Here is a 16,611-nt window from a genome sequence, read left to right as displayed (position 1 = left end):
GGGTCAGTCCGACAGGGCGAACACCGCTCCCGTGCGGGCCGCCATCACGCACGCGTTGGCGAAGGTCCGTTCGTAGGCGACCTGTCGGCCGTTCCACTGGCCCTCGGCGGTGGCGCGGACGGGGGCGTACATCTGGGTGCAGAGGGTGGGCCGGTGGGGGATGCGGGCGATGTCGCCGTCGGAGCGGCGGAGGTCCGCGCAGGCCTCGGTGGCGCGGCCGTGGCCCTGGGGTGGGTCGCACAGGAGCAGGGTGCCCCGGGTGTCGGAGGAGCGGGCGTCGCCGCGGGTGAGGGAGACGTAGAGCCAGTCGCCCTGGACGGCGGTCGCCCGGCCGGGGGCCGAGGCGGCGACGCTGAGGAGGGCGAGGGCGGCGAGCAGGCCGGCGCGTACCGCGCGGGTGGGGTTCGTCATTCCCGGTGCATCGGCACGGCGGGCTCGGAACTCCAACCCGGCTCACCCGAACGGGAGCCGTCCGGACGCCCGGACGCCAGGCCGAACGCGGCGAGAACCACACGGGTCTGGTACTCCGCCTGGCGGGCGACGGGGATCCAGCGCGCCCGGTAGCCGTCGCGGTAGTCGGCGCACCACTCCTCGACGAGCCGGTCCAGCTCGGGCAGCGCGTCCGCCGGGTCACGTCCGGCGCGGGTCACCAGCTGGTGCAGCAGCCCGGCGGTGCGCAGGGCGACCCGGCGGCCGGAGATGGCGAGGGTGGTGAGGCGGGCGGTGTCGAGCGGGGGCAGCGGCCGGGCGGTGACGTCGTGGACGTCGGGGTCCCAGGAGTCGGCGAGGCCCGGCCCGACCAGGAGGTAGTCGTCGACCGGGGCGAGGAACCGGGCGGCGTCCGGGCCGCCGCACACCGAGGTGCGCACGCGGCCGAGGATGCCCTCCAGGAGCCGGGTGTCGCGGCGCAGGGCGCAACTGACACGGCGCAGCACGGCGTCGGCGTCGGGCGACGGGGAGCCGTCCTCGACGGCGCTCACGCCCCACATGGGTGCCTCGACGACGGCGGTGACCGTGCCGTAGTGGTGCGGGTGGTACCAGGTGGACTCGACGGCGGCCTCGGTGATGGCGGCGGCGAGGTCGCCCCGGCGCGGGGGCGGGATGCGGTAGACGGCGGGGCCGAGGCGGGGCCAGTACAGGGTGTCGTACGGGCTCAGCTCGCGCGGGATGCCGAGGCGGGCGGCGGCGCACGCGACGCGCCGGTCGAGGCCCGGCAGGTCGCGGGTCAGCTCGACGAAGCCGCCGCCGACGTCGACGCCGTGCAGGGAGCACTGGAAGAAGGGCCGCAGTTCGTCCTGGAGGTCGAGCAGGGCGCGGGTCTCGGGCATGACGGCGCCGGCGGCGCCGTCGGGCAGCCATTCGGGCTGTTCCAGGAAGCCGGGGCGGAAGAAGTGCCGGAAGTGGTGGCCGAGGGTGTACGGGCCGGACAGCCAGCCCTCGTTGCGGCGGGAGCCGTCGGGGTCGAGGCTCAGCAGCAGGTTCCAGGTGGTGTCGGCGCCCTCGCTCAACCGGGGGTCGGCCAGCACCCGTTCGGCGAGCCGGAGGACGGTGGCCCCGCCCACCGGCTCGTTGGCGTGCGGGCCGGCGACGACGAGGGTGTGGCGTCCGCCCCGTCCGACGGACAGCAGCCACATCGGGGTGCCCGCCCGTGAGGTGCCCACGCGGCGCAGTCGGGCGCGGTGCGGATGCCGGTCGACGAGGGTTGCCGCGCGGGCGGACAACTCGTCCACGGTCGGATAGCGGAGGAGTGGCGGCAGGGCACACACCTCCACGAATGTGGTGCCGTCGGTTCACCTGGTGTGCATGGTGTACACACAGTCAGTCATGGCCGAGAACGCACGTCAACACCCTGGAAGGGCAGGGAAGTTGACAAACTCGCTGCGTAAATCCCAGGCCAGAGCTTTGCCGTGGGATCGGTCGGAAGGTCATTCCGAGGAGAGGCGGAAGTTCATGCGGCCGAAACTGACCTGATCGCCGTCCCGCACGACGGCCGCGCCGATCACCCGACGGCCGTTGACGGTGGTGCCGTTGGTGGAGCCGAGGTCGCGCAGGATCCACAGGCCGCCCTGGCGGCTCAGCTCGGCGTGCACCCGGGAGACCGTCTCGTGGCTGAGCCGAAGACCGCTGCCGGGGTCGCGGCCGATGCGCAGGGCGTGCTCTCTCCCGGGGTGCGGCAGCTGGAGCTTGGGAAGCCGCTCGGCCTGCCAGGCCCGGCGCAGCTTCACACCGAAGCCGGAGACCGCTCCGACGGTGCCGAGCACCAGCCGGGACCAGCGCTTCTCGACGGGCAGATCGGCGACGAGCACGGCGAGTTCGTCGGAGCGGCGGGCGGTGAGCGCCAGCTCCATCCGCCGGATGAACGTGTCGTGCGACAGACGGCCCAGTGCGACGCCGTCACGGAGCGCCCTCAGCGCGCGGTCGCGCTCGGCGTCCGACAGTCGCGCGGGGTACGTGTGGAACTCGAAGGACGACGTCACGCGTGTGATTGTCGGTCAGGGGGACCTGGAGTGTCCAGACAAGCCGTAAACGGTGACCATCCCCGGACACATACCTGACCGGTGGTGCGACTCACGGGGCGAAAGCGGCGATCCGACCGCGCGGAGATCCCGTGTGGCGCACGATGGAGGCGAGCGGTTCCGGCACGTGTCCGTACGTCCCGGAGCGGCTCGGCCCCTGACTACCCAGAAGGACCACCGGCAGCCGAGGGAGAAGCGTTCCGTGCAGTTCGAGGTGTGGGCACCGCAGGCCGACCGTTCGACGCTCCACCGCGAGGGCGCGACACACGCGATGGAGCGCGATCCCGGGCGGCCGGGGTGGTGGACGGTCGAGGCGGAGGGATCGGACGGCACGCGCTACGGCTTCGCCGTCGACGACGGCCCGGTCCTGCCCGATCCACGCTCGCGCCGGCAGCCCGACGGCCCCGACGGACCGAGCGCGGTCGTCGACCACGGGCGGTACGCGTGGCGCGCCGCGTGGTCCGGGCGCGGGCTGCCGGGCGCGGTGCTGTACGAGCTGCACATCGGCACCTACACCCCCGAGGGCACTCTGGACGCGGCCGCCGGGCGCCTCGCGCATCTGGTCGAACTGGGCGTCACACACGTGGAGTTGATGCCACTGTGCCCGTTCCCGGGAACGCACGGCTGGGGTTACGAGGGCGTCTCGCTGTGGGCCGTGCACGAGCCGTACGGCGGTCCCGAGGCGCTGAAGCGGTTCGTGGACGCGGCGCACGAGCTGGGTCTCGGGGTCGTGCTCGACGTCGTGCACAACCATCTGGGCCCCTCCGGCAACTACCTGCCCGTCTTCGGCCCGTACTTCACCGAGCGGCACCACACGCCCTGGGGCGCGGCGGTCAACCTGGACGCGCCCGGCTCGGACGAGGTGCGGGCGTACTTCCTGGAGAGCGCGCTCGCCTGGCTGCGCGACTACCGCCTCGACGGACTGCGGCTGGACGCGGTGCACGCGCTCAAGGACACCCGTGCCCTGCACTTCCTGGAGGAGCTGTCGACGGCCGTCGACGCGCTCGCCGAGCAGGTGGACCGCCCGCTGTTCCTGATCGCCGAGTCGGACCTGAACGACCCGCGTCTGGTCACCCCCCGCGCGCAGGGCGGGCTCGGGCTGCACGCCCAGTGGAACGACGACTTCCACCACACCCTGCACACCACCCTGACCGGTGAGGAGCAGGGCTACTACGAGGACTTCGCGCGGGCGGGCCTGGCGGGCCTGGCGAAGACCCTGACGGGCGGCTACTTCCACGACGGCACGTACTCCTCCTTCCGGGAGCGCCGCCACGGCCGCCCCCTGGACCGTACGAGCCTGTCCGCGCACCGGCTGCTGGGCTACACCCAGACCCACGACCAGGTCGGCAACCGCGCCCAGGGGGACCGCCTCGCCGCGACCCTCTCCCCCGGCCTGCTGGCCTGCGCGGCCGCGCTCGTCCTCACGGGACCGTTCACCCCCATGCTCTTCATGGGCGAGGAGTGGGCGGCCTCCACCCCCTGGCAGTTCTTCACGGACCACACCGATCCGGAACTCGCGGAGGCGGTACGGCGGGGGCGGCGCCGGGAGTTCGCGGCGCACGGGTGGGCCGAGGAGGACGTGCCCGACCCCCAGGACCCGGCGACCCGTGACCGCTCCTGCCTCGACTGGTCCGAGCCGGCGCGCGAGCCGCACGCCCGGATGCTGGCCTGGTACCGCACCCTCGTCGCCCTCCGCCGCACCTTCCCCGACCTGTCCGACCCCGACCTCTCCGACGTCAAGGTCGCCTACGACGAGGAGGCCCGGTGGTTCGGTTTCCGGCGCGGTGACGTGCGCGTGGCACTCAACCTGGGCAAGGAGACCGCCTCGATTCCGGTCGGCGTCCCGCACGCCCGGGTCCTGGCGTCCTGGGACCCGGTGTCGGCGCCGGGCGCGGACGGAGTGCTGACCCTGGGCGGGGAGTCGTGCGTGGTGCTGACAGTGGCGTGAGCGCGGCACCCGGCGCCAGGACGAGGGTCCCGTCCCGTCAGTCCTCGCCCCGCAGATCCGTCACCCGCTCCAGCAGGATCGCCTCCCAGGTGCGGCGCAGACGGTGGCGGAGGACCGGGAGGGGAGCCCGGCCCCGGCCACGCAGGCCCTCCGCGAGGGCGATGACCGTGTCGCAGCGGGCCAGCCAGAGACCACGCAGACAGGGCCGGGCGCCGTACCCCGCGAGGGTGGCCGCGCGGACGGCGGCCGGGGAACCCACGGCCGTGGCGAGCCCGGCGATGTCCTCGGCGGGGTCGCCGACGGCCGTGTCGGTCCAGCCGAGGACCCCACGGACCCGGCCGTCCGCGCTCACCACGAGGTGGTCGCCCGTCAGCCCGTGGTGGACCAGGACCGCCCCCGGCGCCGTCAGCTGCGCGGCGCTCCCCGAGGTCAGCTGCCCGAGCCGCCCCGCGTCGAACTCGTCCGCGTCGGCGAGGACCCGCGCCGCCCGCCCCGCCGCCATGCGCAGTGTCTCCAGCGAGCGCGGGGCGTGCCGCGGCACCCCGAGCGCCTCGGCCTGCCGCGGCGGCACCTCGCGCAGACCCGTGAGGAGCGCCGCCAGATCGGCCTCGCCCACCGCGGAGACGTCGTGGTCCTCGGCCGTGCCGCCCGGCAGTCTGGTGTCGAGCGTGTAGGTGAGCGCGCCGGACCACTCCCCGTGCGCGACGCTCACCGGGACGGCCACGCCGATGTGCGGACGCACCAGGTCCCGCAGCCGCAGCTCGCGCTTCTGCCGTACGACGGCGTGCCGGTCGGTCGTCAGGCGCAGCACATGGCGGGTGCCGACCCACCAGGTGCGGTGCGTGTCGTCGCCGGCGACGGGCCGTACGTCGGGTCCGTCGGCGCGCTCGCCGCCGCCCCCGCCCGCCCCGTTCCGCAGCAGGGAACGGACCAGCAGGCGGACGCTGTCCGCGGTGGGTGTCGGTGCCTGGGTCATGGTCGCGCCGTCGTCCGGGGGCTCAGAGCAGCGAGGGTACGCGCTCGGTCACTCGACCACCGCCATCTCGCGCGCGGTGTTGTTGAGGCGTCGGCCGCCGTCCTCGGTGACCGTCACGATGTCCTCGATCCGGACCCCGAACCGGCCCGGCAGATAGACACCGGGTTCGACCGAGAAGCACATGCCGGGCACGAGGGGGCGCTCCTCCCCCTCGACCATGTACGGCGGTTCATGGGTGGTGACGCCGATGCCGTGCCCGGTGCGGTGGACGAAGCGGTCGCCGTACCCGGCGTCGGTGATGACGGCGCGGGCGGCCCGGTCGACGTCCTGGCAGGCCGCGCCGGGCCGTACCGCGCGGAACCCGGCCTCCTGGGCGGCCCTAACGAGGTCGTGCACCTCGCGCTCCTCGGCGGACGGTTCGCCGACGTGGACGGTCCGGGAGGTGTCTGAGCCGTAGCCGTCCTTGAGGCCGCCGAAGTCGAGGACGACCATGTCGCCGTCACGGATGACGCGGTCGCCGGCCTCGTGGTGCGGGTTGGCGCCGTTCGGGCCCGAGGCGACGATGGTGAAGTCGACCTGGGAGTGCCCGGACCGGCGCAGCAGCCCGGCGAGGTCGGCCGCGACCTCGGCCTCCCGGCGCCCGGCGAAGGGCACCTGCCGGATCTCCTCGTACGCCCGGTCCGCGGCCTCGCCCGCCGCCGCCATCCGCCGCAGCTCGGCCGCGTCCTTCACGGCCCGCAGCATCGGCAGGATCTCGGTGAGCGCCGTGTACGTCGTCCCGGGCAGCCGCCGCCGCAGACCGAGCAGGTGCAGCGCCCAGGTGTTGTCGCTGACGCCGAAGCTGCCGCGCGGGCCGAGGACGGAGTGGGCCGCCTCGTAGGGGTCCTTGCCGTCGGTCCAGTCGCGGAGCGTGAGCGCGGGGCCGCCGGGTGCCCCGGCGGCGTCCGGGGCCTCCAGGGTGGGCACCACCAGCACCGGGTCCTCGCCGTCGCGCAGCACCAGCATCGTCAGCCGCTCGGTCTCCGGCGGCCGGTACCCGGTCAGCCACACCAGGTCCGGGCCGGGCGCGATCAGCAGCCCGTCGAGCCCGGCGTCCGCGGCGGCCCGTGCCGCGCGCCGCATGCGGGCCCGGTAGTCGTCGACGGTGAAGGGCGGGGGCGGGCCGGTCATGCTGGTCTCCGTCTGCTCGGGGCTCCCTGGACCTACGGGCAGCATCCTGCCCCTCCGCCGCCGCGCACGCGAGCCGATTGCTTCATGGCGTCGGCTGTCGTGGGGCCCCGGCCTCGTGCCTCCGGCGCGATCCGGCCCCGTGGGCCCCTGTCCGGGCGACGCGCCACGGTCAGGTGGTCACTCCCGGTACGGCCACCAGGTACTGCCGGGTGCCGTTGGCGTGGCGTACGGCGAGCCTGAGCGCCGTACCGGGGCGGGCGGCGCCGATCGCCCGCGCGAGGTCGGCCGCCGTGCCGGTCCGGGTGCCGCCCAGGGCCAGCACGACATCGCCGCGGACCAGGCCCGCGTTGTAGCCGGCGCCGGGCACATGGACCCCGGCCACGAGCGCCCCTGGGCCGCGGGCGTCCGCGGGGGCGTCGACGACGTCGACACCGAGGGTGGGGCGCACGGCCGCCCTGGGGCTCGCGGGCAGCGAACTCCCCTGTCCGGGGGTCGAGGACAGGAGTCCCTGCCGGGACCGGCCGCCGTCGGGCCGGGCGGTGGCCTCCGGCGCGTCCGCCCGCAGCTCCGCGAGTCGGCTCATGCCGATCACGGTGGCGCCCATCGTGCCGAGCCCCACGCCCGACAGGACGAGGGCCACACAGACGACCAGGGCGAACAGCAGGGTGATCAGTCGTTGCCGGGCGCGGCGGGGTGCGGCGTGCGGGCGCCGGGCCGTGCCGGACGGGCGGTCCTCGCCGGGCTCCCGGCCCGGCATGGGTTTGGGTCTCAACGCGGTCTGTTCCATGGTGTCGCCACCTCCGGCCGGACACCTACCCGGGCCGTCCCGGCCCGACGAGCCACGAAAGAGTGAGACTGACACCCCGTCACATCGGTCTGCGCCGGAAGCCGTGCCGCGCAGCGGCACAACCGGTGGAGAAGGCCGGTGGCGGCGCTCTTCCAGCCGGAGCCGGCCGGCGACGGCGGCCGGCCGCACCCGGTCCTGCGGGCGTTCGCCCGGGCCGCGGTCGCGCACGCGACCCGGGCGGCGGCGCCCCACCCGGCCTGACCCCGGGGCGGGCTCGGGTCGTGCCCGGCCCGGCGCGGCTCAGCCCGCGTGCGCCGGCGCGAAGGACAGGACCGGCGGGCGGTCCGGGACGAAGCCGTGGGCCCGGCGGGCCAGGAACTCCGGCTTGTAACGGTCCACCGCGCGGTGCCAGTTGAGGATGCCGGACAGCCAGTTCTGCAGGTCGGTCACATAGCCGCCCATGATGTCGCGCGCCTCTTCGGTCAGCCCGAAGTCGTCGTAGACGACGGGTAGTTCATGGGCCACGACGTGCTGGAACTGCTGCATGCGCTGGGTCATCAGGTCGTGGATCACACCGAGCGCGGTCGGGTAGTCGCAGCCGAAGAAGTTCTGCACGACGAGGATCGCGTTGTGGACCTCGCCCTCGTACTCGATCTCCTTCTGGTAGGAGAAGACGTCGTTGACGAGGCAGGCGTAGTCGATCGCCGCGTTCTCCAGTGAGCGGACGGGGCCGCTGCGATAGACCGCCTCCGGGATCTGTGGGCCGTGGCCCATCCGGCACATGCTGAGGGTGAGGTCGGAGCCGAAGGTGGCGCGGCGCATCTCCAGATAGTCGACCGGGTCGGGGACGCGGTGCTGGATCTGGTTGAACACCTCCCACACCCAGCTCTCCGTCATCTTGTCGACGGATGCCTTCAGGCCGCGCCGCTGGTCCGGGGTCATCCCCGCCGTCGTCCGTGCCCAGAGGTCGATCAGGCCCCGTTCCATGCCGTTCACCGGGACAGGGACCGGCTCGCCCTCGACGGGCATGCAGTCGGAGAGCCGGGCCGTGGTCAGCCGGGCGGCGGTGAGGTCGCGGCGGTGGCCGAAGACCAGGGGGTAGTAGTCGTCGCCGTAGGTGCCCCAGGCGAGCCACTGGGAGCTGAGGTCCAGTTGCTCGGGGGTGGCGTCCGGGTCGAGGCCGGCCGAGCAGAGGGGCAGGTCGGCGGCGGCGAGCCGCTCCTCGTCCCAGACGCCCTCGCCGAGGATGCCCGTCGCGTGCGCCCAGGCGGTGAGGCGGGGGCGGGCGCCGTCCAGGTGCGGGGAGAGTTCCACCTGGAAGGGCATGTAGAAGTCCGGCAGTCGCGACGGTCCGACCTTCTGGTACGGCTGATGCGTGTGCGCCCGCAGCCGTTCCGCGGCGGCGGTCGCGAGCAGCGCCCCCACATCGGCGGCGGACGTGCCGAACCCGGCCCGGGCGACCAGAGCGGGGCCGGACAGGACCGAGCCGCCGAGGTCGAGCGGGCCGCGCGAGGCGGCGGCCCCCTCGTTCATGTAGCGGCTGGAGCGCATGTGCCACTCGTGGCCACCGGACTGCCAGTCCTGGAGGCCCTTCGTGTAGGCCGCGACGGCGGCGGTCTCGGCCGGGGTGAGGCCCTTCTCCAGGGCGATTCCGGGGACCTCGGTGAGCGCGGTGTTCTCGAACTGGTGCAGCCGGGAGGTGAGGATGTCGTTGACCGTCTCGGCGGCCTGCTGAGTGCCGCAGCCGAAGAAGGTCTCCAGGACGAGCACGCCGTTGCTGTTCTCGCCCTCGTCCTCGACCTCACGCTGGTACGAGAACAGGTCGTTGCGCAGGTGGACGGCGTCGGAGAAGGTCTCCATCAGCACCCTCAGGGGCCTGGACTCCGCGACGGAGGCCGGGACTTCGCAGGTCGCGTACTCGACCAGCCCGGCCGACCAGGGCGCGCCGCCGACCTTGCGACGCATCTCGATGTACTCGACCGGGTTGGCGATCCGGCCCTCGTTGATGTTGGACAGCTCCCACATCGACTCGTTGAGCAGGTGTTCGGTCGCCACGGCGAAGCGGCGGCGCCAGTCCATCGACATCGACGGCACCGTACGGGCCCAGAGGTCGGCGAGGCCCGCCTCCACCGGGTTCCGCGGCTCGGGCACGGGGGTGGAGAGGTCCAGCGGCATGAAGAGGGGGAGCCGGTCGAGGTGGGCCTTGCCTCCGGGGCGGTCCTGGGGCCGCTTGAAGAGTTCCAGGAAGTGGTCGTCGAAGAAGAAGACCCACACGTACCAGTCGGTGATGAGCGAGAGCGCCGGGCCGTCGCAGTCGGGATGGGTGTACGCGCACAGCAGGCCGTAGTCGTGCGCGTCCAGGTCCGCCTGGTCCCACACACCGGAGCCCTCCAGCATGCCCATCTCCCGCGCCCACTCGGAGGAATGAGCACGGGCCTGTTCGAGGTGGGGGTTCAGCCGCGCGGGATACGGCATGTAGAAGTGCGGAAGTACGAACGGCTGCGTCATGGCCGGGCCCTACCCGTGACCCGTGGCGGGCATCCGGACAGGGGCACATGATCACACCATCGCGTGAATCCGGACGTGAGTCCGAGCGCGCCGCGCACCGGGGACCACGCGGGGCGGGAGCCGCTCCGCCGTCAGAACCGGACCTGGATCAGCGCTCTCGTCCCGCTCGTGCGCCAGCGCTGGCCCTCGGCGGTCACGAGGACCGTTTCCGTTTCGGGGGTCAGGCCGGTGACGACGTCGGACTTGAGGGTGCGCAGGGCGGCCACCGGGGCGGGGAAGTAGGCGGTGGCCTCGGCGAAGGGGGTGGTGGGGGGCCAGAGGCGGTCACCCACCAGGCGGCGGTAGTTGAGGTCGCCCTTCATCAGGGTGAGGTCGGCGGAGGCGAAGTCCTCGTGCAGGTCGGGCGGCATGTCCGCGTAGGGCAGGGGCGCGCAGGAGAAGGGGTGGGTGCGCAGGGTCAGGCGGCCCTCGGTGAGGGCGGTGTGGAGGCGGTGCCCCGCGTCGGTCTTCGCCGCGACCAGGTGGTGCACCGCGTCGAGGGTGTCGGCGGTGGTGGCGTCCGAGACGAAGTACGGGTACGGCTTGAGGTGCAGGACGGCACGGGCGAAGTGACCGTGGGTGAGGAGATGGTCGACGAGGAGGAGGTCGGGAATCAGTTCCCGGCCCGCGTTGTCGGCGACCAGGCAGAGGGTGCGCCCGGCAGACGTTCCGGTCCCGTCCGTCAGCAGGGAGAGCAGTGGCTCGGTGTCGTCCGCCACCAGGGGGGACGCGGCGGTGGCCTCGCCGTCCCGCTCGGTCTGGAGGCGGAAGCCCAGGTCCGCGCGGTTGCCCCAGAGGGAGCCGTGGAGGAGGGCCGTGAGCTGGTCCGGGAGGGGCCGGCTCGACAGGGGTCCGAGGGCGGCGAGTTCGGCGGCCGCTTCGGGGGTGTCGAGTTCGGCGAGCTTGAAGGGGCGGAACGGGTCGACGCCCTGCCAGGGGCCGGGGCCGAAGTAGCCGACCGCGCGCAGGAGTTGGCGGTAGAAGCAGCTCTCGGCGACGAGGAAGGGGAGGGTGAACCAGGAGCGGCCGGCGTGGCGGCGTACGTTCCAGGTGTCCCACCAGTCGTCGTCCGCCGGTGGTTCGACGGTGCCGTGGAGGGTGTTGTGCAGCAACTCCTCCAGGGCGTGGCGCTGTTCGGGGCCGTAGGGCGTGGCGTCCCGGACCTTGCGCAGGAGGGCGGGGTGCCGTTCGGCGAGGACGCTGTGCGGGAAGGAGGCCGGGTCGTCGCTGTGGACGACGGGGGCGTCAGGCATGGCCGTGGGTGCCCCTCGGGTCGGTGGGGGTCCGGGGCGGGAGTTCCACCTCGGTCAGTCGCGCGTCCATGTGCTGCTGGAAGCCGGCCTCGGTCCAGACGTACTTCTGGAACTGGTCCGTCGTCAGGGGGCCGGGCCACGGGCTGCCGCCGGGGTAGAAGACCGAGTCGCAGGAGGCGCAGTGGTGGGCGGGCCGCCACAGGACTTCGGCGCGGGGTCCGCCCGCCGTGACGGTGGCGCGTTCGCGGGACTCGCCGCGGATCACCCAGAGGGTGCCGGCGAAGAGGAGGACGGCGAGGACCGCGCCGCCGATCGTGTAGAGGGGTTTGTCGTTCTGTACACCGCTGTAGGCGAGGCCCGCGCCGATGCCGGCGAGGACCATGCCCTCCAGGAAGTGCGTGAAGCTGTCGAACCTGGAATGCGCCCCCGGGGACTTCGCGAGCCGGTCGGACAGACCGGAGCGCCGGGAGTCGGGATCGGCGCAGGCGTCGGGGACGGTGCGCACCGACGGCCCCGTGGCCCCGCAGCGGGGGCACACCACCGGGGCCGGGACGTGGGCGGACACCTCGGGCTTCTCTGTCGGCATACGCATACGCTAACGCCCGCCGTGCAGGAGCCGGCGGCCGGCCGATGCCCGCTCGCATCGGTCGGCCGCCGGCGGTGGGGGGTGGCGGTCCTGCGGTCCGGCCGTCCGGCCGGGGGTTCGGCCCGGGGGCCGAGGATCAGAAGGTCAGCTTCCAGTTGTTGAGGCGGCCCGTGTCCGAGGCCGCGACGTCCTGGACGCGCAGCTTCCAGGTGCCGTTGGCGACCTCGCTGGAGGCGTTCACCGAGTAGGTGGTGACCAGGTTGTCGGCGGAGTCGGAGCTGGAGGCCTTGAGGGGGTAGGTCGAGCCGTCGGGGGCCACCAGGGTCAGGACCAGGTCACCGCGGTAGGTGTGGGTGATGTCCACGCCGACCTGGAGCGTCGAGGGCGCGTTGCCGGTGCGGCCGGTGACGGCGATCGAGGACTCGATCGCGGCGCCGTTGTCCGGGATGGAGACGGCCGTGGTGTTGGTGAAGGTGGTGCCCCCCGTGGATCCTCCACCGGTCACCGCCTGCACCGTCTTGGCCGCGTCGGCGAGGCCGGCGCCGCAGCCGCCCGAGCAGGTGCCCGGCAGAGCACGCGAGTTGGTCTTGATCGCGGACTCGATCTGGGCCGGGGTCAGCGCGGAGTTCGCCGACTTCACCAGCGCGGCGAGACCCGCGATGTGCGGGGCGGCCATGCTGGTGCCCTGGTAGTAGGCGTACGACTCCGTGCCCGGGCCGGCGGTGCCGGCGTTCAGCGTGGACAGGATGCCGCCCGACTCGGTCGTACGGGTCTCGCCGCCGGGGGCCGCGATGTCGACGGTCGTGCCGAAGTTGGAGTAGTACGAGCGGGAGCCGGCGCGGTTGAGGGCGGCCACCGAGATCACGTCGGCGCAGCTGGCCGGCGAGTAGTTGGCCGCGTTGGCGTTGCTGTTGCCCGCCGCGACGACGACCGTGGTGCCGCGGTTCACGGCGGCGGTGATCGCGCTCTGGGTCGCGGAGGTGCAGGCGCCGCTGCCACCGAGGCTCATGTTGATGACCTTGGCGACGTTGGTGTTGGCGGGCACGCCGGAGACGGTGCCGCCGGACGCCCAGGTGATGGCGTCGATGATGTCGGAGTCGTAGCCGCCGCACTTGCCGAGGACCCGCAGCGGGGAGACCTTGGCGCCGTAGGCGATACCGGCGACACCCTTGTTGTTGTTGGTGACGGCGGCGATGGTGCCGGCCACGTGGGTGCCGTGCCAGGAGGAGGTGCTGGCCGGTTCACCGGCGGCGCACTCGTTGGCCGCGGTCCAGTCGCCCGGGTCGGCCGGGTTGCTGTCACGGCCGTTGCCGTCGTTGGCGACCGTGGTGTCGGCGATGAAGTCGTAGCCGCCGACGATGTTCGCGGCGACGTCCGAGTGGGCGACGTAACCGGTGTCGATGACGGCGACCGTCACACCGGTGCCGGTGACCTTGTCCCAGGCGCCCGGCACGTTCATTCCGGCGGTGGCCTCGTAGAGGTCCCACTGCTTGCTGTACTCGGTGTCGTTCGGGGTGGCCAGCGCCTTGTTCAGGCGGTCCGGAGCGACATAGGCGACCTGCGGGTCGGCCCGGTACTCGGCGATGACGTCGGCGACGTCCGCCTTGGTGACGTCCTCGCCCAGGTCGACCAGGGCCGCGCCGCTGCCGAGCCGGCGCTGGAAGTCGAGGCTCTCGCCGGCCTCCTTGCCCTTGGCCGCGGCGTCGGCGTCGGCGGCCTTGTTCGACGTGGCCTCGGCGGCGCCGGACTTGTACCCGACGATCAGACGCTCGGCGGTGGTACCGGGCTCGGCCTCGGTGGCACCGGCGACGGCGGGCGCGGCGTCCGCCTTGGCGGAGGGGGTCTGGGCGACGGCGACCGAGGAGGTCATACCGGCCACCAGGGCGACGGAGACCGCGGCGGCGGATATGAGCTTCCGGCCGGCGGTACGGGTGGTGGAGGAACGCAAGGGCTTCGCCTTTCGTGGCCTGCTCATGTCAGGGGAGGAGCGGCAGTGAAACGCTTCTTCATCGAAGCGGCGGGGGGTCCAGAAAGGGGCGGCGCTGAAGACCGGCCGAGCGCGAGCCGTCCACCAGGGGTTACCTATGGTTCGGCTGTGCGATGACATTAGGCAAAGCCCAGGTCACGGGGATACGGGGAAAACCCTCGACCCCCTGGGGAACTCCCCTATGCCAGGGGGGAGTCGGGCCCCGATGTGCCGCTTCGCCGGGTTTGGCGAGGCACGGCCGCCGCGCGGTACCTGGCCGGATCCGACCGGTCGAACAGGGCCGCCGTGTTGAACGCGGCACCCCCGGGTCCCGTACGACACGGTGGACCGTCAGCCCTCGACCCCCCATGGATCGGACGTATCGGATGCACCGCTTGTCCGCCCGCCGCAGCACCGGTCGCCGCCGCGTCGCGGTCCCGAAGGCGGCCGCCGTCGTCGTGGCCCCGCTGCTCCTCACCGCGGGCGCCGTCACCCCGGCCTGGGCGCACGGCGCGCCGACGGATCCGGTGAGCCGGGTCTCGGCGTGCTCGCCCGAGGGCGGCAGCCAGGGTTCGGCGGCGTGCAGGGCGGCGGTCGCCGCGAACGGCGCCCCCTTCACCGCGTGGGACAACCTGCGCGTCGCCGGGGTGAACGGGCGGGACCGGGAGGTCGTCCCGGACGGGCAGCTGTGCAGCGGAGGGCTCGCGGCCTACAAGGGGCTCGACCTGGCCCGCGCCGACTGGCCCTCGACCCGCCTCTCCCCCGGCAGCACGCTGAACCTGACGTACCGGTCGACGATTCCGCACACCGGCACCTTCAAGCTGTTCCTGACCGAACCGGGATACGACCCCACGAAGCCGCTGACCTGGTCCGATCTGCCCGAGAAACCGTTCGCCTCGGTCACGGACCCGCCGCTGCGGGACGGCTCGTACCGGTTCTCGGCGAAGCTGCCGGCGGACCGGTCCGGGCACCATGTGCTGTACACGATCTGGCAGAACACGAGCACGGTCGACACCTACTACTCGTGCTCGGACGTGGTGTTCCCGGCGGCGAAGCGGGCCGACTCCGGTACGGGCGGCACGAGTTCACGGAAGTCGCCCGACGAGCGCGAGGAGGCCGGGGCCGAGAAGCCGGCCGCCGGGACGTCGGGGCCCGCCACGACGGCGCCGAGCGAGAGCACGCAGGCGCCGACGCCCCCGGACGCGGGCGCCGACGCGCAGGCGGCCGATCCCGCCAGTCCCGTCGCCTCCACGACGGACGGGAGCGGCACCTCCGTGCCGCTGGTGGCGGGCGGAGCCACGGCGTTGGTGCTCGCCGTGGGCACCGCCCTGTTCCTCCGCGGACGCAGGCGCCGCTCCCGTATCGCCGACTGACCGGGTGGACAGTCGCGCTGCCGACCGGGCGCCGGAGCGCGTCGGTCGAGTCGGTTACCGGCCGCCGGACCGGTAACCGACGTCCAGTGGGTCGGGTCAGTTCGTGAAGACCGTCGCGTTGCCCTGGTTGGCGTCCGTGACGGGCGCGTACTTCGCCGTGAAGTAACCGGTGGCGAAGCACAGGGACGAGCCGGACGTCTTCGTGAACGGCTGGGCGGTGAAGTTGATGCTGTTGTCGTCGTTGCTGGAGGTGCCGGTGATGCTGGGGGCCTGGTAGACGCAGTTGATGGTGCCGAGCAGGGTGCGCAGCACGACCGTGGTCTGCAGGACCGAGCCGGCCGCCGGGCTGACCGTGACGACGCCGTCCGAGGTCACGGTCGTGGTGTACGGCAGGTTGTTGACCGTGACGCTGTTGACGCCGGTGACACCGAAGACGTTGCTGGTGCAGCTGCCGAAGGTGTGGGCGTCGACCCGCTCGGTGGCGGTGCCGGGCGCGGCCGGGTTCTCGGTGACCGTGGCGGTGAAGGTCGACGCGGCACAGTTGACGCCGCTCGTGCCCGTCGCGCTGGAGTAGAACTTGCCGGTCGTGCCGGCCGCCAGCGACGCGTTGAGGACGTCGCCGACCGCGACCGCGTCACCGGCGAGGCCGCCGGTGGTGAGCACGGTGTCGGCGGCGGAGGCGGGGCTGACGGCGGACACCATCAGGGCGGCGGTGCCGGCGGCGAGGGCAAGGAGGGATCGCGTACGCATGGGGGTGCCTCTTCTCATGAAGTGAGGCCGCGGGTGACGGCTCTCGGAAGGTGCGGGTGACAGCCCTCAGGAAGGGGGCTGGACAGGGGACGCGGGATGACACCGTCCGCGCGGGGGTGACGCGGCGGTGCCGCACGACGCCGTACGGTCGCTGCCGATCCGTGACACGCCTTCTCCGTACGTGACGGATCGACAGCGACAGCGACAGCCGGGGTCCGGACACGGCCCAGTGGAGGGGAAGGCGACCGTGCCCGGCACCGCGGCGAGGGGTGGTGCTGCGTCGGGCCGCGCAGCGCGTTCAGGTGGTACCACCCACTCCCCGCCTGCGGCGGGGGGTTCGGGACGGTGGCATGCGCTGCGCGTCGGATCCGGCGCCACGGATCCGTGGGGGAAACCCCGATGAGTTGTAGACCTGAGGAAGAGTCAACGTCAAGGCGTCGTAGGCAAGTTGCTCGCCCCTGATCGCCACGGGGTTGGCCGAAATTCGCGGCTCGTGGCGATAAAACCAAAGGTGAGAGATGTTCACGTTTCACAGGGGCGGCACAACCAACATCCTTTTGCCACAAGCGCCTTGACCCCTGAATGTAACCACCGGTAACTTCCCAAATGGCTACTGCGGCGTAGCAAGTAAGCCCTTGCACCTACGGGAGGTGCTCCGGGGCGTCGCGCCGCAACCGCTGTCCGCGCCAGGACAACGTGCCGTCGAAGCCCCACCTGCAATGACATGGAAGTCCAGGGA

Annotated in this window: 14 protein-coding genes; 3 read left to right on the top strand and 11 right to left on the bottom strand. The window is 73.0% G+C overall.

Translation table 11 applies throughout. The features are described from left to right. Positions 1-3: 3 nt before the first annotated feature. From H4687_RS35500 to H4687_RS35490, 3 genes are all read right to left on the bottom strand, one after another. Positions 4-411, bottom strand: coding sequence for an SSI family serine proteinase inhibitor (locus H4687_RS35500; protein WP_046918060.1), 408 nt, complete (start codon positions 409-411; stop codon positions 4-6). Continuing rightward, on the bottom strand, positions 408-1,730 hold the full coding sequence (locus H4687_RS35495) for a M14 family zinc carboxypeptidase (protein WP_373560608.1): 1,323 nt from the start codon (positions 1,728-1,730) through the stop codon (positions 408-410). The genes H4687_RS35500 and H4687_RS35495 overlap by 4 nt, the downstream gene beginning before the upstream one ends. Positions 1,731-1,925: 195 nt before the next feature. Further along, positions 1,926-2,477, bottom strand: coding sequence for a DUF1707 and FHA domain-containing protein (locus H4687_RS35490; RefSeq protein WP_046918062.1), 552 nt, complete (start codon positions 2,475-2,477; stop codon positions 1,926-1,928). A gap of 241 nt (positions 2,478-2,718) precedes the next feature. Between H4687_RS35490 and treZ the strand changes: the two genes are divergently transcribed. Next, positions 2,719-4,464: a malto-oligosyltrehalose trehalohydrolase gene (treZ, locus tag H4687_RS35485; RefSeq protein ID WP_046918063.1), complete on the top strand. Its 1,746-nt coding sequence runs from the start codon at positions 2,719-2,721 to the stop codon at positions 4,462-4,464. Positions 4,465-4,501: 37 nt separating this feature from the next. On the opposite strand, the gene H4687_RS35480 is transcribed toward treZ, so the two are convergent. From H4687_RS35480 to H4687_RS35470, 3 genes are all read right to left on the bottom strand, one after another. Beyond that, positions 4,502-5,440 carry an aminoglycoside phosphotransferase family protein gene (locus H4687_RS35480; RefSeq protein WP_046918064.1) on the bottom strand — a complete coding sequence of 313 codons (939 nt, stop codon included), beginning with the start codon at positions 5,438-5,440 and terminating at the stop codon, positions 4,502-4,504. Positions 5,441-5,488: 48 nt separating this feature from the next. Further along, positions 5,489-6,610 (bottom strand): M24 family metallopeptidase, encoded by a 1,122-nt coding sequence (locus tag H4687_RS35475; protein ID WP_046918065.1) that lies wholly within the window; start codon positions 6,608-6,610, stop codon positions 5,489-5,491. Between the two features lie 169 nt (positions 6,611-6,779). Continuing rightward, positions 6,780-7,397: a PDZ domain-containing protein gene (locus H4687_RS35470; protein ID WP_046918066.1), complete on the bottom strand. Its 618-nt coding sequence runs from the start codon at positions 7,395-7,397 to the stop codon at positions 6,780-6,782. 138 nt (positions 7,398-7,535) lie between these two features. On the opposite strand from H4687_RS35470, the gene H4687_RS47645 reads away from it, so the two are divergent. After that, positions 7,536-7,658 carry a hypothetical protein gene (locus H4687_RS47645; protein WP_404819297.1) on the top strand — a complete coding sequence of 41 codons (123 nt, stop codon included), beginning with the start codon at positions 7,536-7,538 and terminating at the stop codon, positions 7,656-7,658. 39 nt (positions 7,659-7,697) lie between these two features. Here H4687_RS47645 and cyc2 read toward each other — a convergent pair whose 3' ends face one another. From cyc2 to H4687_RS35450, 4 genes are all read right to left on the bottom strand, one after another. Further along, positions 7,698-9,905 carry a germacradienol/geosmin synthase Cyc2 gene (cyc2, locus tag H4687_RS35465; RefSeq protein WP_046918067.1) on the bottom strand — a complete coding sequence of 736 codons (2,208 nt, stop codon included), beginning with the start codon at positions 9,903-9,905 and terminating at the stop codon, positions 7,698-7,700. A gap of 131 nt (positions 9,906-10,036) precedes the next feature. After that, on the bottom strand, positions 10,037-11,197 hold the full coding sequence (locus tag H4687_RS35460; protein WP_050398081.1) for a damage-control phosphatase ARMT1 family protein: 1,161 nt from the start codon (positions 11,195-11,197) through the stop codon (positions 10,037-10,039). Beyond that, positions 11,190-11,789, bottom strand: coding sequence for a hypothetical protein (locus tag H4687_RS35455; protein WP_052768316.1), 600 nt, complete (start codon positions 11,787-11,789; stop codon positions 11,190-11,192). The genes H4687_RS35460 and H4687_RS35455 overlap by 8 nt, the downstream gene beginning before the upstream one ends. A gap of 130 nt (positions 11,790-11,919) precedes the next feature. Continuing rightward, positions 11,920-13,731: a S8 family peptidase gene (locus H4687_RS35450; protein WP_046918907.1), complete on the bottom strand. Its 1,812-nt coding sequence runs from the start codon at positions 13,729-13,731 to the stop codon at positions 11,920-11,922. A gap of 404 nt (positions 13,732-14,135) precedes the next feature. Between H4687_RS35450 and H4687_RS35445 the strand changes: the two genes are divergently transcribed. Then, positions 14,136-15,122, top strand: a complete 987-nt coding sequence (locus tag H4687_RS35445; RefSeq protein ID WP_046918908.1) for a lytic polysaccharide monooxygenase auxiliary activity family 9 protein — start codon at positions 14,136-14,138, stop codon at positions 15,120-15,122. A 96-nt stretch (positions 15,123-15,218) separates the two neighbouring features. Here H4687_RS35445 and H4687_RS35440 read toward each other — a convergent pair whose 3' ends face one another. After that, positions 15,219-15,872, bottom strand: a complete 654-nt coding sequence (locus H4687_RS35440; protein WP_046918909.1) for a hypothetical protein — start codon at positions 15,870-15,872, stop codon at positions 15,219-15,221. Positions 15,873-16,611 lie beyond the last annotated feature (739 nt).

Source organism: Streptomyces stelliscabiei, from assembly GCF_014873495.1.
GTDB lineage: Bacteria > Actinomycetota > Actinomycetes > Streptomycetales > Streptomycetaceae > Streptomyces > Streptomyces bottropensis.
Note: the sequence above shows the minus strand (reverse complement) of the source record. Positions and strands in the feature narration are given on the sequence as shown.